Genomic DNA, 26,773 nt, shown 5'->3' with positions numbered 1-26,773 from the left:
CGGGGTTCACAATACGTGCTCGGCAAACTGTACGCGGACTTCCTCGAGGATACGGATCCGATGACGACCGAAGCGGTCGCGTCGAGCGGGGCGACGCGGTTCCAGGCCGTCTGTCACGGTATGATCCCGCAGGTATCGGCGACGGTAGCGTCGGACACGCTCTACAGGTGGGAGTGTGCCATCCGCTCGGCGACGATACTCGGCTTCGTCGGCGCCGGCGGGATCGGCTACTACCTCGTCATCTCGATTCAGCGGTTACAGTGTCAGAAACTCGTCACTTCGATCGCCGCTGTGTTCGCGCTCGTGGTGCTGTCCGACGCGCTCGCGTCGCGACTTCGCGCTCGGATGGTGTAAACTCGGCAGTCGGAAGTCGCAACGACGCCGAACGGAAATGATACGAGGCCGTCCCGGACACCGCCTACGCTGACGCCTTCGACCGGACCGCCTCGAGGAGCACTTCGGTTCCGGTCACGATGTCTTCCCATTCGGTGTACTCGTTCTCCCGGTGGCTGATGCCGTCGACGCTCGGGACGAAGATCATGCTCGTCGGCGTGATCTTGTTGAGGTAGTTGGCGTCGTGGCCGGCACCGCTGACGAGGCGCGTGTAGTCGCAGCCGACCGTTTCGGCGGCGTCGACGACCGTCTCGATACAGCCCTGGTCGAAGGGATCGGCGTCGACGCGCATGATCTCCTCGAACTCGTACTCGAGGCCCTCTCGTTCGGCCGCGTGGGCGATCTCGCGCTGGATCTGTTCGACCGCAGCGTCGACGGCCTCGTCGTCGTACGACCGGAAGTCGATCGTGAACTCGACTTTCTCGGGGATCACGTTGATCGCGTTCGGCCAGACGTCGACGCTGCCGACGGTGCCGACGAGGTCGGTGCCTTCGGTCGCGGTGATCCGCCGGACGCTGTCGGTCACGTCGGCCGTCGCGACGAAGGCGTCGTGACGCATGTCCATCGGCGTCGGGCCGGCGTGGTTCGCCTGCCCCTCGAACGTGACGTTCATCCAGGAGAAGCCGAACACGCCTTCGACGGCCGCGACGGGGAGGCCCTCCTGCTCGAGGAACGGTCCCTGCTCGACGTGCATCTCGAAATAGCAGTGGATGTCGTGGGGCTCGCAGGGCTCGTCGCCTTTGTAACCGATTCGTTCGAGTTCTTCACCGAACGTTTGCCCGTCTTTGTCCTCGCGCTCGTACGCGTAGTCGAGGTCAAAAATGTCACAGAAGACGCCGCTTCCGAGCATGTCCGGCTGGAACCGGACGCCCTCTTCGTTACTCCACGCGACGACCTCGAGGGGACGAGTCGTCGTCTCGTCGGCGTCGTTGAGGGCCTCGACGACTTCGAGGCCGCCGAGGACGCCGATCACACCGTCGTATCGGCCGCCGTTGTACTGGCTATCGATGTGGGAGCCGAACATGACCGGGTCGGCGTCCGGATCCGCCCCGGATCGACGGCCGAAGATGTTCCCCATCTCGTCGATGCGGACCGTCAGGTCGGCCTCGCGAAACCACTCGACGACGGTGTCTCGGGCTTCCTCGTTCTCGTCGGACAAGCTCGGGCGGTTCACCCCGCCGTTTTCGGTCGCCCCGATCTCGCTGAACTCGTCGAACCGTCGGCGGAATCGCTGCTCGTCGATACTCACTTCAGCCATATGAGAACGCACCAGCGGGGCTAACTTTAACATTCCGGAGGGATCCGCCGTAGAACGGCGGCCAAACACTGCCAAACGTGTCGCACCTCACCGAAAGAACCAAACGGCCCATCCTCGAGAGTCGATACATGTCGTCTGTTAGCACGGGGTCCGTAGAGTTCCGGAACGCACGCGTTCTCGATGGCACCGGCGGGCCGGCCTTCCGCGCACACGTTCTTGTCGACGACGGTCGAATCGAACGCATCGGCGACGAGTCGGCCGGCGCTGACCGGCAGATCGACCTCGACGGATCGTATCTCGCCCCCGGATTCGTGGACATGCACGCCCACTCGGAGCTACGGCTGATTTCCAAGCCCACTGCCGAGGAGAAGATCACGCAGGGTATCACAACAGAAGTGCTCGGCCAGGACGGGGTCAGCGTCGCGCCCGTGCCCGAGGACATGAAGACCGAGTGGGAGAAGCGCATCCAGTCGCTGGACGGCACGATCGACAGGCGGTGGCCCTGGAGTTCCGTCTCCGAGTACCTCGACGAACTCGAGGAAGCAGCACCGGCCGTCAACGCCGCCCACTACGCCCCACACGGGAATCTGCGCTCTCACATCGCCGGCTTCGAGGACCGCGAACTCGCGGCGGAAGAGGTGACCGAACTACAGGAGAGGCTCGAACGGGCTATCGATGGTGGCGCGTTCGGACTGTCTACGGGGATGATCTATCCGCCGAGTTCCTACGGGCGGGACCCGGAACTCGAGGCGCTCGCCGAGACGCTCGCGACCCGCGACTCGTTTATGATCTCTCACGTGTGGAACGAGACCGATCGAGTCGTCGAATCGATCGACCGCTATCTCGCGCTCTGTCGGCGCGGCGGGTGTCACGCACACGTCTCGCACCTGAAAGTGGGCGGCCGACAGAACTGGGGGAACTCCACGGACGTCCTCGATCTGTTCGACGAAGCGGTCGAAGCGGGACAGCGGGTTTCGTTCGACCAGTACCCCTATACGGCGGGCTCGACGATGCTCACCGCGCTGTTACCGCCGTGGGCACGACAGGGCGAAACGGCGGACATTCTCGACAGGTTGCGACGGGAGGATGTCAGAGAGCGAATCGCCGAGGACATCTCGTCGCCCGGGGAATGGGAAAACTTGGCTCGCGCGGCGGGCACGTGGGATAACATCCTCATTACGCGGACTGCGAGCGGCGACTATCAGGGAGACACGGTCGAGGAGATCGCGACCGAGCGAAACCTCGACCCGGTCGATGCGATGTGCGAACTCCTGGCCGAGGAGCACCTGGACGTGACGATGGCGGACTTCGTCATGTCGGAAGAAGACATCGAGCGGTTCCTCGCGGACGACCGAGGAACGTTCTGTACGGACGGCATCTTCGGCGGCAAACCCCATCCGAGAGCCATCGGGACGTTCGGTCGCATCCTCGAACGATACGTCCGTGAGCGCGATGTGCTATCCCTGCCGCTCATGGCACGCAAGGCGGCCGGCCACCCCGCCGACATCCTCGGACTCGACGACCGGGGATACGTGAAGGAGGGATACGTCGCAGACCTCGTCGCCTTCGATCTCGACGCCGTGTCGGAGAACGCCACCTACGAGGACCCCTTCCAGCTCACAGACGGCTTCGAGTATATTCTCGTCGGCGGCGCGATGGCCGTCGAGGACGGGTCGCCGACGGGCGTTCGGAACGGTGAGATTCTCCGCTCGACCGACGAGTGGGGTGGCTCCGACCGACCGGCACTCGATAGGTCGTCCATCGAGTCGTGACACACGGACCCTACTGTGGCACACGACCGACACAGAGCCACACCGATTTGGTCCGCTCGCGCAATCGGTCGGTACAGATCTGCAGTCGGTTGTTCGGTATTGCCTGAGTTTATCACCCATACTTATTTAGTAGACCTCGGGTTATTTCTCAACGGAATTCCAATGAGCAGTAGCAAACAAGTGTTCGATAGAGGCGACCGTGTTGGCATCTACCTGCAGGACAAACATTCGTTACAGGAGAATCTCGAGCTCGTCCAATACGCAGAAGATCAGGGAATCGACGAGATCTGGCAGGCGGAGTCTCGACTCGCACGCGACGGCATCACGCCACTCGGCGCGTACGCCGCCGTCACGGATCAGATCAAGCTCGGGACCGGCGTCATCAACAACTGGACGCGAAACACCGCACTCATCGCCCAGACGATGAGCACGCTGGAGGAACTCGCCGGCCCGAACCGCATCCAGTGTGGAATCGGCGCCTGGTGGGACCCGCTTGCAGAGAAGGTCGGCATCGACCGAAGCGGTGCTCTCCGCGCGATGCGAGAGTGCGTCGAGGTCACGCAGGACCTCCTGGCCATGGAGAACGTTACCTACGACGGCGAGTTCGTCCAGATGCGCGACGTGGAACTCGACGTCGTCCACGGCGACTCCGGTCCGCGGACGGTACCGGTCTACGTCGGCGGTACTGGATTCAAAATGCTCGAGCTCACGGGTCACTTCGCCGACGGCGCCCTGATGAACTACCTCGTCAGTCCCGAGTACAACGAGAAGGCACTCGACGCCCTCGCGACCGGGGCAGATCGCGGCGGCCGCTCGCTCGAGGACATCGACCGACCGCAACTGATCGTCTGTTCGATGGACCACGACGTCGACAAGGCCCTCGACAACGCACGCGAACTCATCACGCAGTATCTGGGCCAGCAGCCCCACATCATGAAGGCGAGTGGTGTCAGTCAAGACCTCATCGACGAGGTCGGTGACGCGATCGGCGGCTGGCCGGCGGACAAGGAAGACATCAAGCAGGGGATGGAACTCATTCCGGACGACGTCGTCCACAAGCTCACGGCCAGCGGGACTCCCGAGCAGTGTCGGGAAAAAGTCCGCGAGTACGCTGAGAGCGGCTGCCAGTGCCCGATCCTCTATCCGCTCGGCGACGACCGCGAACTGATGATCGACGAGTTCGCTGACGGCTACTTATAGTGATACGGCACGCACTCGTTTCCGGTTCGGGCGAGCGATAGGACCATCCGTTCTGTTCGGCGTGTTCCCATCTTCCGCTCGAGAATAGCATCCCGGATCAAGACGGACCTTCAGCGGCGCTCCGACGACGATCAGTCGTCGGCGGCGGCCTGGGCGTCCCCGAACAGTGCTTCCACTTCGGAAAGTTCGGGTTCGATTCGGTTAACGTCGCCCGTTGCTTTCTTCGCGCTCTCGGTATCCTTCAGGCCGAAGCCCGTCGAGACGACGACGACGGTTTCGTCCCGTTCGATGATGCCCTGCTCCAGCGCCTCCTGAACGCCGGCGACCGGCGTCGCTCCTGCAGGTTCGGCATAAATCCCCTCCGCGCTTCCGAGGAGTTTCTCGGCCTCGAGAATCTCCTCGTCGGAGACCAACACGGTGTCCCCGCCGCTCTCCTGAGGAGCGCGGCAGGCCTTGATCGTGTTGCGCGGCCGGCCGACGGCAATGCTGTCGGCGATGGTGTCTGCGATATCGTCGAGGTCCTCGTGGCCTTGGAACGCGTCGTGGATTGCCGAGGCCCCCTCCGCCTGCACGCCGAGCATCTTCGGGTAGTCGTCGACGTAGCCGAGGTCGTAAAATTCCTTGAAGCCCTTCCAAGCGCCGGCGATCGTACAGCCGTCACCCATCGAAAAGACCACCCAATCGGGCACTTCCCCGCGTACCACCGACTGTTCCGCGAGTTCGTGACCGACGGTTCGTTTCCCTTCCACCTGGAAGGGGTTGATCGCAGCATTGCGGTTGTACCAGCCGTACTCGTCCGTGACCTCGACGCTCAGGTCGTACGCTTCGTCGTAGGACCCGTTGACGGCGAGGACGTCGGCGCCGTACACGAGCGGCTGCGCGAGCTTGCCGGCGGGCGCGGCCCCCGGAACGAAGATGCGACAGTCCAGACCGCCACGCGCCGCGTATCCGGACAGCGAAGCCGCCGCGTTCCCCGTCGACGCACACGTGATGATGTCACGGCCGGCGTGTTTGGCCTTCGTCACCGCGATGGAACTGGCGCGGTCTTTGAAACAGCCAGTCGGATTGCGCCCGTCGTCTTTGACGAGCGTCTCGACGCCGAGTTCCTCGCTCAGGTTCGGTGCGTCGAACAGGTCCGTCCCACCTTCGTTGAGTGTCACGACCTCCGCGTCGTCGTCGACCGGCAGGAATGCCTCGTACTTCCACTGGCTCTGAATGTTTCCGTCGAGGTCGGCGTCGAAGTTGTCGTCGATGACGTCGTAATCGTACTTGACCTCGAGAATGCCTTTGACGCCCTCGTGTTCCGGACAGGTATAAGTAATCTGATCGGGATCGTACTCCCTCTCGCAAATCGTACACTCTAACGTAGTGACATGGTCCATTGCCATACGAGATGTCAAGCAAGGCACCCACTAAAAGACACCGCACACCATTCAAAACGGCTGTCGCTGACAATGTGCCCCGTTTTCGAAACACAACAGAGCAATCGCAGTCTCCGGCTGACACACGATTCCCAAACCCGTCACAAATGTCTCGCAGAGTCGTCTAGTAATCGGCTAGGGGCACATTTATCGTTGCGGCTGTACGTCTTCGTTTCATGTCCGACGCGTTTCGAGCGGGGGTCACTGGACCCGCCGGTCGAATGGAATACAGCCACCGTCCAGACACGACGCAATCGTTCGAGAACGCGCTCGAAAAGGCCCGTAACGGAGAGCGATTGACCGTCGACGACGGAGTCGAACTGCTCACCACGGGGACGGAAAGCCCCGAAATCGACCAGGGGCGCAAGGAGGAAGTGCTCCGGATCGCCGACTACCGACGCGCGGAGACGGTCGGTGAGGCGGTGACGTTCGTGGCCAATCTCAACAATAACGTGACGACGGCGTGTAACACGGGGTGTCAATTCTGCAACTTCAAGGACACCGCCAGCAAATTCGAAACGGAATATACCGAAGATCACGGGGGCTTCACGAAGACGCCGGAAGAATCTCGTGAGATCGTGCGAGACGCCGTCGAGCGAGGTATCTACGAAGTCTGTTCCGTGAGCGGTCTTCATCCGGCATTCGCGCTCGACGATGAACACCGGGAACGACTGGAGGTGTGCGACCGTAACGACCTCGATTACAAGCCCCCCGCCGCATATACCGATGATCCCGGGACGTACTGCGACCAGATGGAGGCGATGAGCGTCGACGGCGTCCACGTCCATTCGATGACGCCGGAAGAAGCCTACCACGCACGGCGCGGTACCGACTGGGAGTACGAGGAGGTGTATCGTCGTCTCAGAGACGCCGGCCTGGACTCCGTTCCAGGGACTGCCGCGGAGATCCTCGTGGACGAAGTTCGCGAGGTGATTTGCCCCGGGAAGATCGGAACCGAGGAGTGGATCGAAGCGATGGAAGCAGCTGCCACGGTCGGTCTCCCGATGACGGCCACGATCATGTACGGCCACGTCGAAAACGAAATGCATCGAGTCCAGCATCTCGACGTCATTCGAGACCTACAGGACAGGACAGGGAACATCACCGAATTCGTGCCGTTGTCGTTCGTGCACGAACAGACCCCACTTGCCGAACACGGCGTCGTCGAGTCGGGTGCCAGCACCGACGAGGACGAACTCATGATCGCCGTCTCGCGCCTGTTTCTCGATAACATCGAGAACATCCAATCGTCGTGGGTGAAATACGGCGACGCTCAGGGGTTGAAAATGCTCAACTGCGGAGCGAACGATTTCATGGGAACGATCCTCTCCGAAGAGATCACCAAGCGAGCCGGTGGCAGTTACGGCCAGTTCCGTTCGTTCGAAGAGTACTGCGACATGCTCTCGGCGATCGGACGACCGCCGGTCGAACGCTCGTCGGACTACGAACAGCGCCGTCGCATCGACGTCGGGTCGGACCGAATCGGCCCCCGCCTCGGACCTGCCGCCGACGGGACGCCGCTCATCAAGTAACTCCTCGACGATCTTCGCGTCATACGGCTATTGCGTCCGGCGCCACACACCGAACGGACGAGCCACACTGACGGCACACTCATGCCACACTCGACGTGGCGACAGTGCTTTTATACTGTAATCGATCGATGGTTCGGTGGACGCTAGCATAGTCTACTACCGTCGGCACGGACGCCGATGAGAGTAGACGGAGAGCTAGCAGCGAGTTACAACCATGTACGGAAGACGCTTGGCGACAATAGAGGAGATCATCGCGCTCGTCAGCCCGGACAGCGAGGACGAACTATCGACGCTCGAAACGTGGGCGGCCGATCACGAGATACCTGTCCACGCGGTCGAGGTAGGCGACGACATCGACGACGTATACACCCCAGAACGCGAGTACTTGGGTGTCACTCTCGGCGGTGACGGGACGTACCTCGAGGGCGTCCGGCAATTCAGTCCGAGGCAGGTCCCGATTCTCGGGATCAACGCCGGAACCCTCGCGTTCCTCGCGAGTATCTCCCCGGACGACCTCACGGACGCTCTCGACGAAACCGTTCGGGGCGGTGCGACGGTCGATCGCCGCCAGCAGTTACACGTCGAGGGCAACGGAGTCGACTGTACCGGTATCAACGACGTCATGATCGAACACGAGCCGCCGGAGAACCCCGTCGACAGGAAGATCACCGAGCTGGAGGTGTTCGCGGACGGCGAGTTCGTCGGTGAGTACGAAGGGAGCGGGCTCGCAGTGTCGACGCCGACGGGTTCGACGGGCGTCTCACTGTCCGCCGGCGGCCCCGTCCACTACCCGATGAACAACTCGTCGTTACAGATCGTGCCGCTGCACACCCATCGGATGGGTACCCGCCCGCTCATCGTCGATGCCGACACCACCATCGAAGTCGTCTCGGAGGGGTCCGCAAACCTCCTCGTGGACGGTGGACGCGCGCAGACTCGTCTCGAGGAGGGCGATACGATCACGATCAGCGGAGCCGACACGTCGGCACTCGTCGTCAACACGAGTTACGACGACGATTTCTTCACGTCTATCTCCGAGAAACTCGGCTGGAGCGTCCGCGAAGACAGACACGATCACGGTGATACCGACAGGGCGGTCGAGACCTCAGAAGCGGAAGACGTCGTCCGCCGGGCCAAGCAGGTAGCGGAGGACGCTTCGAAGGCGGCCGGTGAGGCGCTCAGAGAACTCCACGGACAGACGGAGTCTGTCGAGTATAAATCCGATAAATCGGACATCGTCACCGAGGCAGACTACAAAGCGGACAACATCATCACGACCGTCATCGAAAACGAGTTCCCTACCCACGGGATCCGGTCGGAAGAGAGCGACGAACAAGTCGGGACGAGCGAGTACACCTGGTTGATCGATCCGCTCGACGGCACGGGGAACTTCGCACACGGAAACCCGAACTACTCGATCTCCATCGCGCTTCTCGAGGACGAGGAACCCGTCATGGGCGTCGTCTACGCGCCGGAGACGGACGAAATGTTCACCGCGATCGAAGGTGAAGGAGCGACGCTGGACGGCCTTCCGATTTCGACGACCGATCGAACGTCGCTGGACGAGTGTATGCTCCTCTCCGGATACGATCCGAACGGGACGTTCCTCTCGCACTGCTATCAGGAGACCCGCGGTGTTCGCAGTATCGGTTCGGCTGCGCTGAACCTTTGCTTCCTGGCGGCCGGAAGCGCTGACGCGGTGTGGGAGTTTGACACGTATCCGTGGGACGTCGCTGCTGGGGTAGTTATCGCCCGCGAAGCCGGCGCCACGATCACGAACGCGGACGGGGAGCAGTACGACCCGATCGCGGCCCACGAGACGCGGAACGAACTCGTCGGATCGAACGGACCGGTCCACGAGGACCTGCTCAGTCATCTCGACGACGAACAGGAACTGCAAGCTACGCAACAGACCAGCGCAGACTGACGTACTGCGTCACGTTATACCTGCCTGCGGCGTTACCGTCCCCCTCTCGTTTCGTATACATCACACAGTTGATATTTTCGCCCGTTCAAGCGGTGAGCTACGGCCGTGAGAGGAACTCACCCCGGCCGGGCGAAGATCGGACCTCGTGATCGCTGGCGATAACGTCGCCGTTTGCAATGACCGTGTCGACACGTGCACTCCACTCGCGACCCTCGTACGGCGTCCAGCCGCCGACGTACTGTAGGTCGTCGGCCGAAACCGTGTACTGGTCTTCACGAACGAGGACGATGTCCGCGTCGGCCCCTTCTTGAAGCGATCCCTTCCGCGGATAGATACCGGCCTCGCGTGCCGGCCGCGAACAGACGAGTTCGTGAAGTCGCGTCCAAGAGAGACGGTCCTCGTGAACGCCGGCACTGACGAGGAACTCGAGCATCGTTTCGATGCTGGGCAGTCCGGCGTAAGGCTCCCAGATATTCTCCCAGCCGTGCTCTCGGTCTTCCCGATTGGTCGGGAAGTGTTCGCTGGCGACGAGATCGATCGTTCCGTCGCGGACGGCGTCCCAGAGCCGATCGACCTCTTCTGGCGATTTGAGGCTCGGATTGACCTTCAGGAACGGTCCCTTCTCGTCGACGTCTTCCGCCGAGAACGCGAGGTAATGCGGACAGGTCTCGAGGGTCACCGGCACGTTCGATCGAGATTTGAATCGGCCGCCTTCGCGCGCCCCGCTCCCGCTAGAGACGTGGACGACGTGCAGGGGACACTCAGCGTACTCGGCGAACCAACCCATCCGATTGATGGCGTCGAGTTCCGCTTCGAGCGGGCGGGACTCCATGTACACGTCCGGTGTGCCTTCGTCTATCGACGCTCGAGCGTGGTCGAGGATGCCCTGCGTTTCGCAGTGAACGCGGACTTTCCCGCCGGCGTTTCCGACGGCGTCCATCAGGGATACGATCGTCTCGTCGGATGCGAGGTACGGCTCGGCAGTGAACGTCTTGAAATCGCGCGTCCCCTCCGCCATGATCCCCTCGACGTCGATGTCCGCCTCTTCGACGTTCCCCGCGACCAGTCCGAAGTCGATATGTGCGAGTTCGGCGCATTCGTCTCTCTTCTTCCGGAACGCGTCCGGCGATGTGATCGGGCTCTGTGTCGGGAGTTCGACGACGGTCGTCACCCCGCCGGCCGCGGCACTCGCCGTCTGTGACGCGAAGTCGATATCCGTCGGAAACAGGTCCGGATCGTGCAGATGGTTGTGGATATCCACGACGCCCGGAAGGGCGATCTTTCCCGCGGCGTCGATCACGTCAGTCGCGTCGCCGTATTCGCTCGCGACATCCGGGCCGACTGCCCGTATCTGGCCGTCGTCGATGGCGATAGATCCCTCCCGAACGCCGGTCGCACTGACGATACGCGCGTCTTCGATGAGCCGATCAGTCATGAACAAAACCGTATCGCGAACGACCAAAACAGTTAGCGATACGGTAATTATTTTGTCATATTTCGGGCGTAACGTCTCGGCTAACGCAGCCACGTAGCGACCTCGCCTGTGGCACCGATGTGGCGCCATCTGTGAAACGTCGGCGACATCGACCAGAGGTACCTTTTTGTAGAACGACAGTATCTGCCATGGTGTGATACTGAACGCAGGCACGCTCATCACCATGAACGATGAGCGCGAGGTCAGAGAAGAGGTCCACGTCGTCGTCGAGGACGGCGAAATCATCGACATCGCCGACGGATACGAGTCCGCCGAAGAGACGATCGACGCTCGCGACGAGGTCGTTATTCCCGGCCTGGTGAACTGCCACACGCACATGTACGCGCTTCCGATTCGCGGCGCCCCGCTGACCGCGTCCCCGGAGAGTTTCTACGAAGCGCTCGTCGACATCTGGTGGGAAGTCGACGAAGCGTTCACGATGCGTGACGCCCGATTCTCCGCCCTCGGCTCGGCTGCCGAGATGGTCGAAGGTGGCGTGACGGCGTTCTGTGACAACTACTCCGGGCCGAACACGCTTCCCGGCGCGCTCGACGCCGTCGCCGACGGCGTCTCCCAGACGCCGATCCGCAGCATGATTTCGTTCGAGACGACCGCGCGGCACTCCGAAGCGGAAGCCCTCGAGGGGATCGACGAGAACCAGCGGTACATTCAGGAGGTGGAGGACGAGTACGACGATATCACCGGCCACTACTGCCTCCACACCCTGTTTACGAACACGGAGGACGTCGTCGACGAGTGCGTCGAGCGTGCGATTCAGGACGATCGACCGATCCAGATCCATCTCGAGGAAGGACTGGTCGACGTCCACGAGTCGATCAAGGAGTACGGCGAGCGACCCGTACCAGCGCTCGACTCGATGGGGTTCTTCGAGGCGGACGTCATCGCCGCCCACTGCGTCCACTCCACGGAACGAGAACTCGAGATTCTGGCCGAAAACGACGTTAAGGTCGCGCACAACCCGTACTCGAACATCAACAACGCGGTCGGCATCGCCGACGTCGAGACGATGGAAGAACTCGACATGACGATCGGCATCGGGGACGACGGCTGGGATCCCGACATGTTCGAAACGATGCGGTCGGCCGTCGGCATCCACAAACTGAAGAAGAACGACCCGAGCGGCTTCGACATGGCGAAAGCCCTCGAGTGGGCGACTATCGGCAGCGCGGAAGTTCTCGGAATGGAAGACCGAATCGGTAGCATCGAAGTCGGGAAACGCGGCGACTTCGTCACACTCGACCTCGGTCCGAACCCTGTGCTCCCGGAAAGTGCTCCCTATTACGTCGTCAGTGCCGCAAGCAGAGCTGACGTGACGCGGACCGTCATCGATGGAAAAATCGCGTACAGTCCAGACCAGGGAATCAGTGGCGTCGACGAGGCTGAACTGGAGTCCGTCGGTGAGGCGAGCGCCGAACTCTGGGACCGGCTCTGAACTGGTAGTACCGACTATCTGCCAGCGGTGTACTTCTTCGCTGCCGATAAAAGACGTTTTACCAACTATAATTAACGGACTAATCTTGTTAACTATCTAACCGCGCACCCTCCGTCAGCAGCCATTAACAGACTTAGTATGTTAACTAAGTCCTCACCAGTCAAACAGGTAAGCGCAGAGGAGGTACGGCACGTACACGCTTCGTCAAGATTTATCACTGGTGGTCGAGTAAGAATATGTAATGCCAACTGATCCCGGTTGCAAAGTGGATGCTGCCGTCGAACGGTACGGTTTGGAATCCGCCGATCCGAGGTACGAATCGATCGATGAGGGACTCCTCGCCCGGTGGAAAGGGCTAGATGACCGGGCACCGATGGGGTACCGATCGCTCACGGAGTGGTTCAACAAACGCCTCCTCAAACAGGTGTACGATGAGCACGGTCGCGATTCGCTGGGGGCTCGCGTCGATAGCGATTACGAGGCGCTACGCAGTGACGGCGAACTAGTCCGTGAGGAAATGATCGAGAGCCTCTCGGCAGACGGAATCGACGGCGATCAGGTTCTCGAGGACATGGTATCGTACGGGACGATGAGAAACCACCTACAGGAGTGTCTCGGCGGGGACAAATCGCCACAGACTGCCGAGACGGAGTGGGAGCGCGAGAGCATCGAAGTAGCTCGTGAGGTCACGAGGGAGAAAGCCGAACGTGCACTATCGTCTCTGGAGTCGAAAGGGCAGATCGAAGGCGTCGAATCGTCATCCATTGCGGTTCAAATCCAACTCAGTTGCGAATCCTGTCCGACTCGTATCCCGTTCGAAGTAGCGGTTGAGCAGGGCTACGTCTGCGAAAAGCACGACAAAACGCACGCCACCTCTCACTGATCATGACTTGGAATATCGAAATCGAAAACATCGCTGGAATACTCGACGGAAAGACGACCATCGAACCGGGGTTGAACGCTGTTAGAGGCTCGAACTGGCAGGGAAAATCGAGCTTCATCGAGGCCATCAAGACTGCACTCGGAACGTCGACGGAACTGACCGAAAACAAGGATAGCGGCCGGGTGAAGCTCCAGACACCCGACCGTGATATCACGGTCACTCTCGCCCGCGAGAACGGAACCGTCCGGCGGAGCGGTACCCCGTACCTCGAAAACGAGTACGACGTCATTCGAACGGAGCTGTTCGCCTGTCTCGACGAGCGGAACGAGGTCCGCAGTGCCGTTCGCCAGGGAGAGAACTTGGAGGAGGTTCTCATGCGCCCGCTCGATTTTCAGAATATCGACGAACAAATTGCCGATCTGAAACGCGAACGCGAACAGATACAGTCGGAGCTCTCACAGGCGAGAGAGGCGAAAAAACGCCTACCCGGCGTACAGGAACAAGTCACCCAACTCGAGAAAGAGATCGAGGAGTTACGCGAAAAGCGCGACGAAATCACCGCCAGCGACTCTGAGGAGGGAACTAACGAAGACGAGGACGCGTCACCACAGCAACGGTTAAGTGACGTCCAGACGGAACTGAATCAGGCCGAAAACCAGATCGATAGACTGGAACGGACCATCGAACGGACCGAAGACCGTCTCCAGCAGCGCAGATCGGAGCTCGAGTCGCTCGAAATTCCAGAGGACGATGATATCGAGGGGAAACTTGCAACTGCCCGAGACAAACTGCAACAAATCGAACGGGACTCCGAGGTACTGCAGTCAGTGTACTCCGCGAACGAGATGGTTCTAAAGGAAAATCGACTCGATCTCTTGACGGAGGTCGAGCGCGAATTAACGGAAGACAACGTGGTTTGTTGGACCTGCGGGAACGAGGCCCAGCGTGAGGAGATGGAGGAACGGCTCGACCAGCTTGGTGACAAAATCACGGATCTGCGGGCACAGAAAGAGCAGTATCACGATAGAGTACAGGAACTCGAAGCCCGCCGCGAAGAGATCGATCAGGCGGAGCGTCGAAAGCGTGATCTGGAAAGTGAGATAACGGAACTGGAGGACACGCTCGCCGATCGGCGTCAGAGTCTCGACGAAGCGGAGGAACGGTACCGAGACGCCCAAGAAGAGGTCGAAGAGCTCTCAGACGCCGTCGACGAGACCGTCGAAGCGATCTCCGACGTTGAAAGCAAAATAAAGTATCGTGAAGCAGAACTGAACGACGTCAGAGACGAGCTATCCCAACTCGAAACTCGGGCCGAACAAGTCGAGACGCTCGAGGCCGAGAGCGAAGAAATTCGGTCCGAGATCGAAGAACTCCGGAATCGCAAAGACAGGATCAAACACCGCGCTCGAGAGGCGTTCGACGAAGCGATGGATGAAATTCTTTCCCGGTTTGGAACGGGGTTCGAAACCGCCCGTCTCACCGCCGACTTCGATCTGGTCGTCGCTCGTGACGGCCGAGAAGCCAGTCTCGATGCCCTCAGTGAGGGCGAACTCGAACTTATCGGCTTCGTCGCAGCGCTCGCAGGCTACGAATCGTTCGACGTCGACGAGGCGGTGCCGCTTCTGCTCGTCGACGGTCTCGGCGGGCTAGCGGACGACAACCTGCATACTCTAGTCGAGTACCTTCACGAACGAACGGAGTACCTCGTGTTCACCGCATATCCGGAGTACACGGCTTTCGAGGGCCGTGAGATAGACCCCAGCAATTGGGCGGTCGCGACAAACAGGCAGGCCATCACTGACTGAGTGACCGTTTCGTCTCCCACCATTGCGGTTCGTTCCGTCACAACTGTTTTGTCCGGACGCAGTGACACGAGGGATGATGGACACTGCGAACGATTCCGCGGGGTCGAGGCTGCAGTTCGGCGAAGATGAAATCCGGATCCGAGCAAACGAGATCGAGGAACTGCTCTCTGTTTCCGCGGACGACGTCACCGCGCCGGAGACGTTGTCCGTCGCGAGAAACGTATTTTTGCCTCTGACGACGGCATGCCGGTACACCTGTACGTACTGCTCATTTTTCGATCCACCGGGCGAAGCCTCGCTAATGTCTATGGATGAGATCCGAACGGTGCTTCGTCAGGGCGTCCAAGCCGGCTGCACGGAAGCTCTGTTTACGTTCGGGATAAACCGGACGATCGGTAACCGAGATCCACCACCAACTCGACGAATGGGGATACGGATCCGTCCACGAGTTTCTCCACCGGGCTTGCGAAGTCGCGTTGGAGGAAGGCATCCTCCCCCACAGCAATCCCGGTGATCTCACCTACGATGAGATGGAGTATCTCGCATCGGTCAATGCGAGCATGGGCGTTATGTTAGAGACGACCGCTACTGTCGACGCTCACGCGGGGAAGCGACAGAAGACCCCGGAACAGCGTCTCCGAACTATTCAGGTTGCCGGTGAGTTCGCCGTCCCGTTCACGACGGGTATTCTCGTCGGACTCGGTGAGACGTGGCGCGATCGTGCAGAGAGTATTCTCGCGATCAAAGCGCTCCACGAGCGGTACGGTCACATTCAGGAAGTGATCGTACAGAACGTGGTCCCAAACGAGCGATCCGAGTTCGAGTCCCCATCGATCGATACCATGCGCCGTGTGACAGCGATGGCGAGATACGGGTTGCCGGATGCGATCGAACTCCAAGTACCACCGAACCTCTTCTCGGTCGATGACCTCCTCGACTGCGGCATCGGTGATTTCGGCGGCGTGTCTCCGATCACGCAAGACCGTATCAACCCGAATTTCTCGTGGCCAGAACTGCGGCGACTCGAGAAGCTAGCAGATGACGCGGGGAAGTGTGTAACTGAACGGCTCTCGGTCTACGAACGCTATGTCGACCAAGAGCGAGAGATTCACGGGCCACAGCGTCTTGACCGATCGTGGGTGGCGAAACGAGTCCGAAAGACCATTCGATCGAACGACCACCTCGCCAGACTGACCTCGTCGATTGATTCACAGAGGTGAACCACCTCTCCTCGACTTCGGCACACTGCTTCTTATCGATCACCCCTCTCTGTACCGCGAGTTCGCAGATTCTCCGGTAATAATATCCGGCACGTGAACCCAATAATAGTGCCATGTAGAACCATACCACATGGGAGTTAGTGACGCATTTGGGGAACTAACTGCGGTACTCGAGTACCTAGAAACGACCGATGCCGAGGTCAAGAACGTCGAAATCGGTGAACAGGTGATCCACGAACGTGATGAAATAACCGCGAACCTGACTGTCGGGGTGCCTGTCCTCGCCGATATCGAGTTTCACGATGGGATCTCGGTCCAAGGGGACAACATCGACCTCGAGGACCGATACGCGAACATCGACCTCTTGATAACGCTATCGGTCGAGGGGTCTCAGAAAGCCCATAGTGCTTCACCGACCAGCGTCGGCTCGCCTTCGGACGGGACTCGTTCGAACACTGTTCCAGCATACAAAGACCCGGATGCGTTACGGAACGTTTACGAACGGTACGATACCTTCCCCGAGATGACCGAGGCGCTGGGTGTCGATGTCACTTCGGAGACGGTCCGACGATACATGGTCGAATACGACATCCACGACCCCAGCGATACCAAACAGATGCGAAACCATACGAACCCCAATCGGAGTGAGCCAGATCCATCGAGAGAAGAAGCCAGAGAGACAAGCGGGTCTGATAAGCCGAACGCGGCTACCTCTGAGACTACCGCATCGTTCGACGAAGATCGGTCAGCGGAGTCAGTTGAAGACGACGCTCCAGAGGCAGCTATTAAAACCGATAACTCGGACGCTCCGACCAGTACCAACGGGAACGGCACCAGCGAAAGCAGCCGTGATACCGCTCCCGAAGGCGGAATCGACGATTCGACCCCATCCGAGATAGACGATACGTCCGTAGCCGATCTCCTCGCCGAGACGAACAGCGAAGGTAGCGATGACTCGCTCATCGCCGACGGACACGGTATTCCCAAGGGCTTGACCGTCAGTGAACTCACAACGATCGTCAACGAGTCGATCACAGTCCACGAGGTCAAAACTAAATTGGGCGTCAATCAGGACCTCGCCCGACGACTCCTGAAAGAAACTGCGCTGATAGACCTCGTCACACAGCGTCTCGGTGCCGAACAGATCACCGTATCTCCGGAGGAAGTACGGCGACGAATCGCTCTGACCGATCAGGACACCCCGCAGTAAACCCGTAGTGCCCGACGGACGTTGCCGCGGGCCCGACAGTCGGTCGTGTTGCATTCCATGCGAGTAGAGGCGTGTAAGTGAGCTAGTGAATCGTCTCGTCTATATCTCTGCTGAGAGGACCGTATCGCCTCCAGCATTTATTTTGCTAAATAGATAGTCGAATATATAGGAAACGTTATTTGGATAGGGGAAGAGTTCACACACAATGGCAACGATCAGGGTTCGAGATTGGACGAAAGAACAGATCGAAGAGATTCTCGAGGAAGAGTCTCATTCCTCACACGATTCGGTGATCAAAGCGCTGTTGAAAGACCGGGAACTAGCCAAGTTTGCTGGGCAAGACGTCGAAACCGAAGAGAGCACATCGAACGCAGATCAGCAGTTGCCCGAAGACAAAGCTTTCGACGAGCTCACGGTCCTCAGTGAAATGTACCGGGCAGACAACGACGTTCTTTTCCTCTGGTGTCCGAACTGTGGCAAGGAGCTCGCTCATCTCACTCTAGAAACCTCGGTAGATATCTCTATCTTCGAAATGGAGTGCCAGCGATGTCTCAATCACCTCGACCAGCATGCGATCATCGCGATCGAGATCGGCTATCCGATCGAAGAGAAACTCGTTGAAGATAACCTCCAAGCTGATTTGAAGGAGTGTACTATCGACTATTGGGACCGCCATCTCGAACAGTCGACCGAAAACACCGTCACTGAGGAGAGTGGTATCGAACAGTTGGTCTGGCAGTTCGATCAGTACGTTCGGAACTTCCAGTGGGACTGGCCCGATGACGTTCCAGTCGTCGGTTTCGAAGTCGGAGACACGCTCCACAACGGAGTGGATGATGAACTGATCGAGGTTATCGAACCGGTCACCGAAAACCGGAACGCACTCGATTCCTTCGAAGTAAAGCGGTATCCCGAGGGGACGGATCCGGACGAGGGCAGAACTGAAATTATGGATAGTAATACGATCGCTAACCTCATTATAAATCGGAGGCTGTACCTCGTCGAAGGTGAATAACAAAGACAGTGAATTGTTTCGCTGAACGGGGCTCGTTTTCCGGTCGGTCATCCACAGACAATCGCGGTCGCCAGATAGTTTATCCCGTATTTTTCATCCCGGCAGCGATTCCTTTGACCGTCAGCCGTAACGTCCGTTCCTCGATGTTCATCCGATCAGTCTGGTCGAGTAGATACACCTGTAGTATATTCAGTGGGTCGACGTACGGATTTCGGAATTCTAAATTCTCACTGAGCCAGTCGCGAGTGTGGAGGCGTTCGCGCTGGCCGATCTCGGTAGTCAGTTCGGTCGCCCGCTGGTACTCGGCGCCCAGCCGTGAGAAAAACCTATCGCGAAGGGCCGGTTCGGCCATCTCCGCGTAGCACTCGGCGATTTCGAGGTCGGTCCGCGACAACGAGAGCGCGGCATTGTCGAGGGTCGTTCGGAAGAACGGCCACTGCTCGTACATGGTCTGGAGCGTCTCGATCGACCCGCAGTCGTGCAGATACGTGTCGATTCCCGTCGCAAGAGCGTACCAGCCCGGCAGGATACATCGCGACTGGGTCCACGAGAACACCCACGGAATCGCCCGCAGGTCCTCGACCGTGCGCTCGCCGCTGCGGGAGGCCGGCCGCGAGCCCAGATCAAGATCCTCGATGACGGTGATCGGCGTCGCCTGCTCGAAGTAGCGGACGAACCCGTCGCTCTCGAGGAAGTCCCGGTACTCCCGGCGGGCGGCGTCGGCCATCGTCTCCATGGCCTCGACCCACTCCTCGCGGACCTCCTCTTCGGGCTGGTCGATCGCCTGCTTGCGCGCTCGCAGTTGGGCGTTGAGCATCTGCTCGATGTTTCGCTCGGCGATGCGGGGGGTGGCGTACTTCTCGGCGATGGCCTCGCCCTGCTCGGTGAACTTGACCTGGCCCGTCACCGTGCTGTTCGGCAGCGCCAGCAGCGCCTCGTTCATCGGGCCGCCGCCCCGCGAAATCGAGCCGCCGCGGCCGTGAAACAGCCGCATCGTCACGTCGTGATCGTCGCAGATCTCGCCCAGCCGGCGCTGGTTCTTGTACAGCAACCAGTTGGCCGCGAGGAAACCGTTCTCCTTGTTCGAATCCGAGTACCCCAGCATGATCTCCTGGGTCCGGCCCCGCGCTTCGAGGGCTTGGGCGTAGACCTCGTTCTCGAACAGCGTGCCCATGATCCGACGTGCGCCCGAGAGGGCGTACTCCGTCTCCAAGAGCGGGACGATGTCGATCCCCGAATGCTCGGGCAGGGAGACGACGCCGGCCTGGTCCGCCAAAAAGAGCACCTCGAGGACGTAGCTCGGCTCCTCGGTCATCGAGATACAGTAGGTGTCGATCGCCTCGACGCCGTACTCGGTCTGCCACGCCGCGAAGTTGTCGAACAACTCGAGGACCCGCGCCGAGTCTTCCGAGAGGTCTACGGTCGCCTCGAGATCGATCACGGGTTCGTCCTGCAGGACGGCGTCGGTCAGGAACTCGACGCGCTCGTTCTCCGACAGGTCGTGGTAGTCGATCCCTTCGGCCTCGAGAGCCTCGGCGATGGCGGCGGTGTGTTTCTGCTGGTGGTCTCGAAGATCGAGACTGGCCAGCGAGAAGCCGAACGTCGCGACCTGCCGGCGGATGGGATCGACGTGGGCGTCGACGACGCTCTCGGCCCCATTGTTGCGCAGACTCCGCGCGACGACTGACAGATCCTCGAGGAGATCGTCGACGGCGTCGTAGCCACCAGATCGGACATCGCCGACGCGGCGGAGCCGCTCGCGCATGAGTTGGAGTTCTGGCGATACGGTTCGCTGGGGTAGCGCTCCGCGGCCATACGTGCGCTATCCGGCAAGCCGTTCACGGTCGCGACCGAGGGAGGCCTGAAACACCGAGCCGGCGTCAATCCGGCTGCCGTCCTGGCTCAGGACACCGGAGAGGCGCTTGAGTTGGTCCCGGTAGCGCTCGAGGACGACCGATCGTTGGCGCTCGAGCGTGTTCGCGGTCACCTCTGGGGTGACGTAGGGGTTGCCGTCGCGGTCGCTCCCCGCCCAAGAACGAAACTCGAAGAGCTTCGGAATGTCGAGGGGACCGGAGACTTCCGTATTGATCGCGTCGTCGAACTCGTCGTAAACCTCGACGACGACATCGAACAGCGTGTTCTCGAGGTACCACTGGACGTTGCGCGCCTCGTCTTCGGGCTCGGGCTGGCGATTGCGGACCTGCGGTGTCTGCCAGAGACGTGTCACCTCGGCGTCGATATCGCGCCAGACCTGTCCCTCGTCTTTCTCGGTTAGCAACTGTTCGTCCAGCGTCTCGAGACACGTTGCAATCTCGCGAAGTTTGGACTTGACCGTCTTGCGACGGGCTTCGGTCGGGTGGGCGGTGAACGTCGGTTCGATCAGCACGTCGTTGAGGATCTGTCTGACAGTTTTGATATCAGCCTCGCCGAGTTCTTCGGCCACGGTCTCGAGACTATCGTCGAGGATACCTTCGTGAGATTCGGTTCGGATCGTCCGAACCCGCTCGCGTTCTTCTGCGAGGTTGATTAGTTCGAAATAGGTCGTAACCCCGCGAGCGACGATCCGCTGGTGATGAGACGACAGGTCTTCGAGTTCCGTGATCAGCGGCTTCCGGGACTCTCGGTCACCGGACCGGTACTCGATCGAGGACCGGCGAGACGATTCGACCGCTTCGAACGCTTTGCGAGAGGTCTGGTCCTCGAGGATGTCACCGAGCAATGCGCCGAGCTCGCGGACGTCCTGACGGACGCCCCTGTTATGGAGGCGCATAATCCGACCTCTGTCGCTGTCGTCAAAAAAGACTAGGAGAGCGACTGTCGAGGGTGACTGGGAATATGAAGTGGTCCGTCTGTCCGTAAGTGGCGGTTGCGCTAAGTGGACGAGATACAGTGTGCCAAACGACGAAGAGAGACAGTGCTTCGATTATACGATCTGACAAAACTCTATCAGCTACCAGTACGACATGCCGAAGATATCGTTCTAATGAAATCAATACAGATTGTTTCTCGGCAAATTATTACCTATATCGGTTATTTATACTATTCCTCCTCGAAGGATTACCACGAGACGACCTATTACGCCACAGTCTGCAATTCAGGCTCAAAAGCGGGCGATCGTCAAAATAATCTGTTATCGGCTGGTCCTGCTCCTAATTACGGTAACTATTGCGTGGTTGTTCGTTGGTGACGTGGATGCTGCAGTAAATATCGGACTCGTCGCTAACCTCGTGAAGACTGGAACGTACTACCTCTACGAACGGACGTGGGATCGCATTACGTGGGGGGATCGCCATCTGAATCCTACTACTCGGTACATCTAGTTCCATATTAGGAAATCATATACCATGTCACAATAAATATTATATCCGTCTGTATCGCAGAGCGTAGTGATGTTTGACAGCCAAGGCGATTCGGAAACCGAATCGACGTATGAATGTTTGCAGTGCGGTGAAATCACACGTTCAACGTCTCACCCTGGTAATTGTCCAAAGTGTAATCGGGTAATGCAGAACCGGGCAAATTCCCTCGAATAGCTTGGGGACCTCAAGGAAGCGAACGTCGACATCGAACAGCGACAGGAGGAGAACTCCAAACTCGAGGGACCCCACGAAACGCGAACGGCACTCAAGCAGGTGCACGATCGAATTGAGATCGTACGCGAACGCGAAGAGCTCGCCACGATGGAAAAGCGCCACAAGGAGCAAACGCAGGGCCAAGAGTCGAGACTGGATTTCCCAATGCACGAGCATTAATATAGTCACCGATCCAAATTCACTGCCTATGGAGTTCGGGGCGTCTCTCGGAACACTCGCTCAACAGCCTCGTCGAGCAGAGCAACTCGGTTAACATCGAGATAAAAACGCAACTCACTGATCTCTACTTCTGTGAATTCGTATGCGTCACTCGTATCGACCTCGCAACAGTTCATACGACTACAACGTCCGAACCGTCGAATTCGACGGCAACGTCATCCCCTTCGTTGACAGTGACACCGGAGTTGACGACTGCTTTGAACGTCTCTGAGAGGCCACAGTCGAGGAAGACCGTCTGCGATCCTCTCTCGGATATGACCCGCTCTACGGTACAGTCGATACTGTTGATAGGCATGCCATCAAATCGATGTGGTCGGGTCTGAGTACGGCGACCACCGTCGACTCTCGTGTTCTCTGTAACCGTTACGGATTCGGGGAGAATGCCGACGCAGACATCGGATTTCGATACGTTACCGTCATCGAGAACAGTGGGTTCCGGCTCAACCCACGCGACACCGGTATCCACAACTGTTCGGCCGGAGTCGGTCTCACGTATCTCACCGCGTATGAGATTCTCGATGCCCACGAAGTCGGCGACGAACTCGTTCCGTGGCGATTCAAGTATCTCCTCATAACTACCTTGCTGGAGTACAGTGCCATCCCGCATCACGGCGACCGAGTCGGCGACGACTGACGCCTCGTTTTGGTCGTGTGTGACATAGATGCAGGGAATGTCGAGGTCGGCGAGTACGCACCGGAGTTCGTACTTGAGACGCCGGCGGATGGGTTCGTCAAGTCCCGTCGTGGGCTCGTCAAGGAGTAATGCGTCGGGATCTGTAACGATCGCTCTGGCCACCGAGACGCGACGTTTTTCGCCCCCCGAGAGCGTCTCTGGCGATCTGTCAGCGTCGAGTAATCCATCGATCTCCAGCAGCTCACACAGGTCGCGTATCTCGTCGTCGCTGATCGCAGTCCCGTACTCGATGTTCTCACGCACGGGGAGGTGGGGAAAGAGCGTCGGTCGCTGAAAGACCATCCCGATATTTCTCTGCTCGGGGGAAACACCATCGAGCGGTCGATCATTGAGAAAAACGGAACCCGAGTCGGGAGTCTCGAAGCCGGAGACGATCTCGAGGAGTGTCGACTTCCCGCTCCCGCTAGGTCCAATGACCGCAGTAATCTCGTTTCCGAGTTCGACGTCAACATCAAGCCCAAAGCCGCCGTATGTCTTTGTGACCCCATCGAGACGGATCATTCTTTCACACCTATGCTCTTTCCGGAATATCGGATTCCGACGACGACGGCCAATCCGAAAGTCACCAGCACTGCGACAATCGGGAGAGTGGCGTAGACCCCTCTCGATATGAAGGTCACCCATATCTGCGTCGGCATTGTATGGGGGTTGTACGCTGTCATCATCGTTGCACCAAACTCGCCGATCGAACGTGCGAATGTGAGGGCGACTCCCGCGAGTATGTGTCCGCTGGTGAGCGGCAGCGAAACCCGGAAAAACGTTTCAACAGGTCCCTTTCCCAAGCTTCTCGACGCTCTCTCGTACTCCTCGACGGAGTCGAAACCTGCACGTGACGTGATGACGACGAATGGTGATGCCACGAAGGTCTGTGCAGAGATGATACCAATGTACGAATCGGTGAGCGTCAGTCCCAGCGAGTTGGCAACCTGTCCGACAGGTGTGAAGCTACCGAAGCCCGTGAGGAGTAGCACACCGCCAACGACTGGCGGAAGCACGAGTGGAAGTATGACCAGAGAGTCAACGAGAAGTTTGCCCCTGAACTCCGATCGTGAGAGAAAGTAGGCCAGAGGTACGCCGAAGGCTGTGGCTACAGCCGTCGAAATAGGGGCTGTCGTGAGCGAATATTTAGCTGCCGAAATGACCTCTGGACGTGTGAAGTCAGCAACAGAGATTCCGTTCCCCTGAGCGCCCGCAAAAAAGGTCACAAACGGGTAGAGTAGATAGACGGCCAGAATTGCCCCGAGAAGACCAAAGAAAGTGTAGTCACCACCGAAGACTGAGTTGAATCCTGTTCGGTTACTTTTGGTTTCGTGCATCCGAGTCATGGAAGGACTCCCTCCGGAACATCTCCATCCGTTCTGGGGAATCTATCATCGACTACGAGGCCGTTCTCGCTGAGAATATCCCGGTTCTGCAGGAGGGAGCTGAGGAACCGTCGTCCGTTCCCGGGATGGTCAGCGCTGGTGAGGACGGTCGCGTTGTACAGTACCGGCGTCCCTTCGATAGTCGTACCCTCGTCAGTCGTATACGTCGCTTGGGCGTAATGATCTGCGTACTCTGGGTTCGAGAAATTGAGTTCGTCGGGTAGCGAAACAAAGGAGAGACGGTGGTCGACTGCCATATTCTTATAACAGACAGCAGCGGCCCGGTCTCCCGTCTCAATTCCTGCCAGCAGATGTGCTTCCAGTGGATCGATTTCGAGTCGGTTGATGAGGTCCTGTGCTAGACCATCGACGTCATAGTACTCCTCGGCAAGCTTGAACATTTGGACCGTTCGATACCCGAGCGGATCGAGATCGGGGTCGCTCATCGCTATCTCCGAATCCGCCTCACGTAACGCCCTGTACCACGGTGTCCCGTTTTCGATCCTCCGTCCGACCTGCGTGTCGGGGTTGTACGTTATACCCACGGAGTTCGAGGCGAAGACGACATCCCACGTCGTGTAGTCGGGTTGGAGTTCGTCACGGAGCAGGCCGGCATCAGCACTTACGACCACGTCTGGCGATTTCTGCCCTGACGTGATGAACCGCATGACAGCATTCGAGCCGTGGAATTCCCCGTGAAACGTTATCCCCGTCTCCTGTTCAAACGACTCTCCTACCTTGTTCCCGAGAATTATCGATAGACTTCCCGCTGATAATAACTCTATTTTACCCGTACTGTTGCTGCCGCTACAGCCAGCAATCCCGAAGATGGTCGCCGCACCGACTGTAGTGAGGAATTGCCTCCGGGTGATAACAGATCGCGTATTCGTCACGTGCTGATAGAGAAGAGGTTGGGGAAAAAGTTTATCTCAAACACTACTGTTTGACCGATATGGTCTCTGCAGACTCGACGAGCCTGACTGACCGGCAAATAGAGGTGCTCGAACTCCGAGAGCGAGGATTCACACAACAAGAAGTAGCCGAAGAGTTCGACACGACAGGCTCGAACGTGAGCGCTATCGAACGGGCGGCTGAACAGAACGTTGAGAAAGCTCGCCGAACATTAGAACTCGTCCGGACGATTCGGTCGCCGGTTCAGTTTTCTGTTTCTCCAGGAACGAGTTTTGACGACCTGATCGCCAGTGTGTACTCACACGGAGACGAGGCTGGCATCAAGATCGCGTACTGTCGCCCGGATCTCTATACACATCTCTACGAGGTGCTCGAAGAGTGTGCGAAACAGAACGAACTGATGGCGCCGGTTGATATCGGGATTACCAACGAGGGCGGGGTGAGAGTCTTTTCAGAGGACCTCTGAGAGTGGTTCGGAATCGCGGGTCTCAGCGAACTGTCTTTCGACGGGTCGCCAAACATCAGTACGTTGAGTGACTTGTGTATGATTCGATACCGCTGTACGCTCGAACGCCAGTTGCCGGACTAGAGTCCAATGTCCGGACGGTCTCAGAGACGTGGTTCGGCCACGATAGCCACAAATCGGTCGCACAGTTCATTTGTTCACTTCCCTTGGCATACTTCCGGTTCACCGTCCATGACCCTATGAGGGCTCGGCACACCACCAGATGGACACGCTCTTTCAAGTGTTCGTGCTGAAAGAATGTCACGGGTGGCGCCACGAAACAGCACTCTTCGAGTATTTCAGGTGTCGCCCAGCACTCTGCGAGGAACTGGATCAGGTGACCGTTCCAGACCAATTGACGCTGTGGCGCAGTTGGCACGAACGGTTCAGTGCCGAACTTCGCAGCACAACCGAGACAGTTGCACGGACGATCTCATCAATGGACTGTCGTACGTCGTGCCAAAGCAGATGCAGACCAGCGAAAAAGCCCAGGCAAAGCGGTTGCTCCAACGGGGTCAAGACAGATGCGAAATCGACCGGAAGCTCCACCTCGGAAAGAATGAGTGGCACGAGACGACGCTCATCTACCGACGCAAAGAGAACTCCGAACACGACGACCACCGGTAGTATTCGGTGTTCATGTCGAATTGGGGGAGTAGGCACCTCACTGAGTGTGGCTACAGGTGGGGAATCGAAAGTGGGTACAGGTCGATCAAGCGGTTCATGGCTGCGACGATGTCCAAAGGCTTCGGACTCCGTTTCTTCTACTTTACGTTCGCCTGTCTGCTGACTCTATCCGGCGAGCGGTGAACCTGTTCGTACAGGTCGAATCGACTGGTGAGTACGAGCGTTCGCCAATCGTGACAGCCGACGATACGCTGACGCTGCTGAAGAAGGAGACGGGAAGCGGATAGTGAGGTGCT

The 26,773-nt window shown here is 58.9% G+C and carries 19 protein-coding genes and 3 pseudogenes; 15 read left to right on the top strand and 7 right to left on the bottom strand.

Features of this window, described 5'->3' with window-relative positions; all coding sequences use genetic code 11:
• Nucleotides 1–15: 15 nt before the first annotated feature.
• Nucleotides 16–354, top strand: coding sequence for a PhnE/PtxC family ABC transporter permease (locus tag A6E15_RS21220; protein WP_217693458.1), 339 nt, complete (start codon nucleotides 16–18; stop codon nucleotides 352–354).
• Nucleotides 355–418: 64 nt separating this feature from the next.
• Here the strand turns inward: A6E15_RS21220 and A6E15_RS18950 are convergent, their stop codons facing one another.
• Nucleotides 419–1,651 (bottom strand): Zn-dependent hydrolase, encoded by a 1,233-nt coding sequence (locus A6E15_RS18950; protein WP_076148683.1) that lies wholly within the window; start codon nucleotides 1,649–1,651, stop codon nucleotides 419–421.
• Between the two features lie 128 nt (nucleotides 1,652–1,779).
• Here A6E15_RS18950 and A6E15_RS18945 point away from each other — a divergent pair, with 128 nt between their 5' ends.
• Together A6E15_RS18945 and A6E15_RS18940 are read left to right on the top strand one after the other, a co-directional pair.
• A complete protein-coding gene (locus tag A6E15_RS18945) occupies nucleotides 1,780–3,423 on the top strand; it encodes an N-acyl-D-amino-acid deacylase family protein (RefSeq protein WP_076148682.1) in 1,644 nt (547 codons plus the stop codon).
• A 162-nt stretch (nucleotides 3,424–3,585) separates the two neighbouring features.
• Nucleotides 3,586–4,623 (top strand): LLM class flavin-dependent oxidoreductase, encoded by a 1,038-nt coding sequence (locus A6E15_RS18940; RefSeq protein WP_076148681.1) that lies wholly within the window; start codon nucleotides 3,586–3,588, stop codon nucleotides 4,621–4,623.
• 131 nt (nucleotides 4,624–4,754) lie between these two features.
• Here the strand turns inward: A6E15_RS18940 and thrC are convergent, their stop codons facing one another.
• Nucleotides 4,755–6,011 (bottom strand): threonine synthase, encoded by a 1,257-nt coding sequence (gene thrC / locus A6E15_RS18935; protein ID WP_076148680.1) that lies wholly within the window; start codon nucleotides 6,009–6,011, stop codon nucleotides 4,755–4,757.
• 209 nt (nucleotides 6,012–6,220) lie between these two features.
• On the opposite strand from thrC, the gene cofH reads away from it, so the two are divergent.
• Nucleotides 6,221–7,576 carry a 7,8-didemethyl-8-hydroxy-5-deazariboflavin synthase subunit CofH gene (gene cofH / locus A6E15_RS18930; protein ID WP_076148679.1) on the top strand — a complete coding sequence of 452 codons (1,356 nt, stop codon included), beginning with the start codon at nucleotides 6,221–6,223 and terminating at the stop codon, nucleotides 7,574–7,576.
• 214 nt (nucleotides 7,577–7,790) lie between these two features.
• Nucleotides 7,791–9,503, top strand: coding sequence for an NAD(+)/NADH kinase (locus A6E15_RS18925; protein WP_076148678.1), 1,713 nt, complete (start codon nucleotides 7,791–7,793; stop codon nucleotides 9,501–9,503).
• A gap of 97 nt (nucleotides 9,504–9,600) precedes the next feature.
• On the opposite strand, the gene A6E15_RS18920 is transcribed toward A6E15_RS18925, so the two are convergent.
• Nucleotides 9,601–10,938 (bottom strand): dihydroorotase, encoded by a 1,338-nt coding sequence (locus tag A6E15_RS18920; RefSeq protein ID WP_076148677.1) that lies wholly within the window; start codon nucleotides 10,936–10,938, stop codon nucleotides 9,601–9,603.
• Between the two features lie 193 nt (nucleotides 10,939–11,131).
• Between A6E15_RS18920 and A6E15_RS18915 the strand changes: the two genes are divergently transcribed.
• From A6E15_RS18915 to A6E15_RS18890, 6 genes and pseudogenes are all read left to right on the top strand, one after another.
• A complete protein-coding gene (locus A6E15_RS18915) occupies nucleotides 11,132–12,430 on the top strand; it encodes an amidohydrolase family protein (RefSeq protein ID WP_076148676.1) in 1,299 nt (432 codons plus the stop codon).
• Between the two features lie 241 nt (nucleotides 12,431–12,671).
• Nucleotides 12,672–13,313 carry a rod-determining factor RdfA gene (gene rdfA / locus A6E15_RS18910; RefSeq protein WP_076148675.1) on the top strand — a complete coding sequence of 214 codons (642 nt, stop codon included), beginning with the start codon at nucleotides 12,672–12,674 and terminating at the stop codon, nucleotides 13,311–13,313.
• Between the two features lie 2 nt (nucleotides 13,314–13,315).
• Nucleotides 13,316–15,118 (top strand): archaea-specific SMC-related protein, encoded by a 1,803-nt coding sequence (locus A6E15_RS18905; protein ID WP_076148674.1) that lies wholly within the window; start codon nucleotides 13,316–13,318, stop codon nucleotides 15,116–15,118.
• 76 nt (nucleotides 15,119–15,194) lie between these two features.
• Nucleotides 15,195–16,338: pseudogene (gene cofG, locus A6E15_RS18900) on the top strand (7,8-didemethyl-8-hydroxy-5-deazariboflavin synthase subunit CofG).
• Between the two features lie 130 nt (nucleotides 16,339–16,468).
• The gene (locus A6E15_RS18895; RefSeq protein ID WP_076148673.1) at nucleotides 16,469–17,548 is read left to right on the top strand and encodes a hypothetical protein; all 1,080 of its coding nucleotides are present in this window, start codon (nucleotides 16,469–16,471) and stop codon (nucleotides 17,546–17,548) included.
• Between the two features lie 205 nt (nucleotides 17,549–17,753).
• Nucleotides 17,754–18,563 (top strand): hypothetical protein, encoded by an 810-nt coding sequence (locus tag A6E15_RS18890; RefSeq protein ID WP_076148672.1) that lies wholly within the window; start codon nucleotides 17,754–17,756, stop codon nucleotides 18,561–18,563.
• Between the two features lie 79 nt (nucleotides 18,564–18,642).
• On the opposite strand, the pseudogene ppc reads toward A6E15_RS18890, so the two are convergent.
• Nucleotides 18,643–21,333 (bottom strand): annotated as a pseudogene (gene ppc, locus A6E15_RS18885) (phosphoenolpyruvate carboxylase).
• A 304-nt stretch (nucleotides 21,334–21,637) separates the two neighbouring features.
• Between ppc and A6E15_RS21770 the strand changes: the two are divergent.
• On the top strand, nucleotides 21,638–21,883 hold the full coding sequence (locus tag A6E15_RS21770; protein WP_076148776.1) for a DUF2061 domain-containing protein: 246 nt from the start codon (nucleotides 21,638–21,640) through the stop codon (nucleotides 21,881–21,883).
• A gap of 69 nt (nucleotides 21,884–21,952) precedes the next feature.
• Complete coding sequence (locus A6E15_RS20615; RefSeq protein ID WP_139326652.1) at nucleotides 21,953–22,096, top strand: rubrerythrin-like domain-containing protein; 144 nt, start codon at nucleotides 21,953–21,955, stop codon at nucleotides 22,094–22,096.
• A 391-nt stretch (nucleotides 22,097–22,487) separates the two neighbouring features.
• On the opposite strand, the gene A6E15_RS18875 is transcribed toward A6E15_RS20615, so the two are convergent.
• From A6E15_RS18875 to A6E15_RS18865, 3 genes are read right to left on the bottom strand one after another with little or no spacing between them, the layout of a single operon-like run.
• Nucleotides 22,488–23,570 (bottom strand): ABC transporter ATP-binding protein, encoded by a 1,083-nt coding sequence (locus A6E15_RS18875; RefSeq protein WP_076148671.1) that lies wholly within the window; start codon nucleotides 23,568–23,570, stop codon nucleotides 22,488–22,490.
• Nucleotides 23,567–24,394 carry an ABC transporter permease gene (locus tag A6E15_RS18870; protein ID WP_245800634.1) on the bottom strand — a complete coding sequence of 276 codons (828 nt, stop codon included), beginning with the start codon at nucleotides 24,392–24,394 and terminating at the stop codon, nucleotides 23,567–23,569. Before A6E15_RS18870 ends, A6E15_RS18875 begins: the two co-directional genes overlap by 4 nt.
• Complete coding sequence (locus A6E15_RS18865) at nucleotides 24,391–25,326, bottom strand: extracellular solute-binding protein (protein WP_076148670.1); 936 nt, start codon at nucleotides 25,324–25,326, stop codon at nucleotides 24,391–24,393. Before A6E15_RS18865 ends, A6E15_RS18870 begins: the two co-directional genes overlap by 4 nt.
• Nucleotides 25,327–25,385: 59 nt before the next feature.
• Between A6E15_RS18865 and A6E15_RS18860 the strand changes: the two genes are divergently transcribed.
• Together A6E15_RS18860 and A6E15_RS21960 are read left to right on the top strand one after the other, a co-directional pair.
• Complete coding sequence (locus tag A6E15_RS18860) at nucleotides 25,386–25,811, top strand: Tfx family DNA-binding protein (RefSeq protein ID WP_076148669.1); 426 nt, start codon at nucleotides 25,386–25,388, stop codon at nucleotides 25,809–25,811.
• 2 nt (nucleotides 25,812–25,813) lie between these two features.
• Nucleotides 25,814–26,764, top strand: a pseudogene (locus A6E15_RS21960) (hypothetical protein).
• Nucleotides 26,765–26,773: the final 9 nt, after the last annotated feature.

The sequence above is a fragment of the Natrinema saccharevitans genome, assembly GCF_001953745.1.
GTDB classification, from domain to species: Archaea; Halobacteriota; Halobacteria; order Halobacteriales; family Natrialbaceae; genus Natrinema; species Natrinema saccharevitans.
Note: the sequence above shows the minus strand (reverse complement) of the source record. Positions and strands in the feature narration are given on the sequence as shown.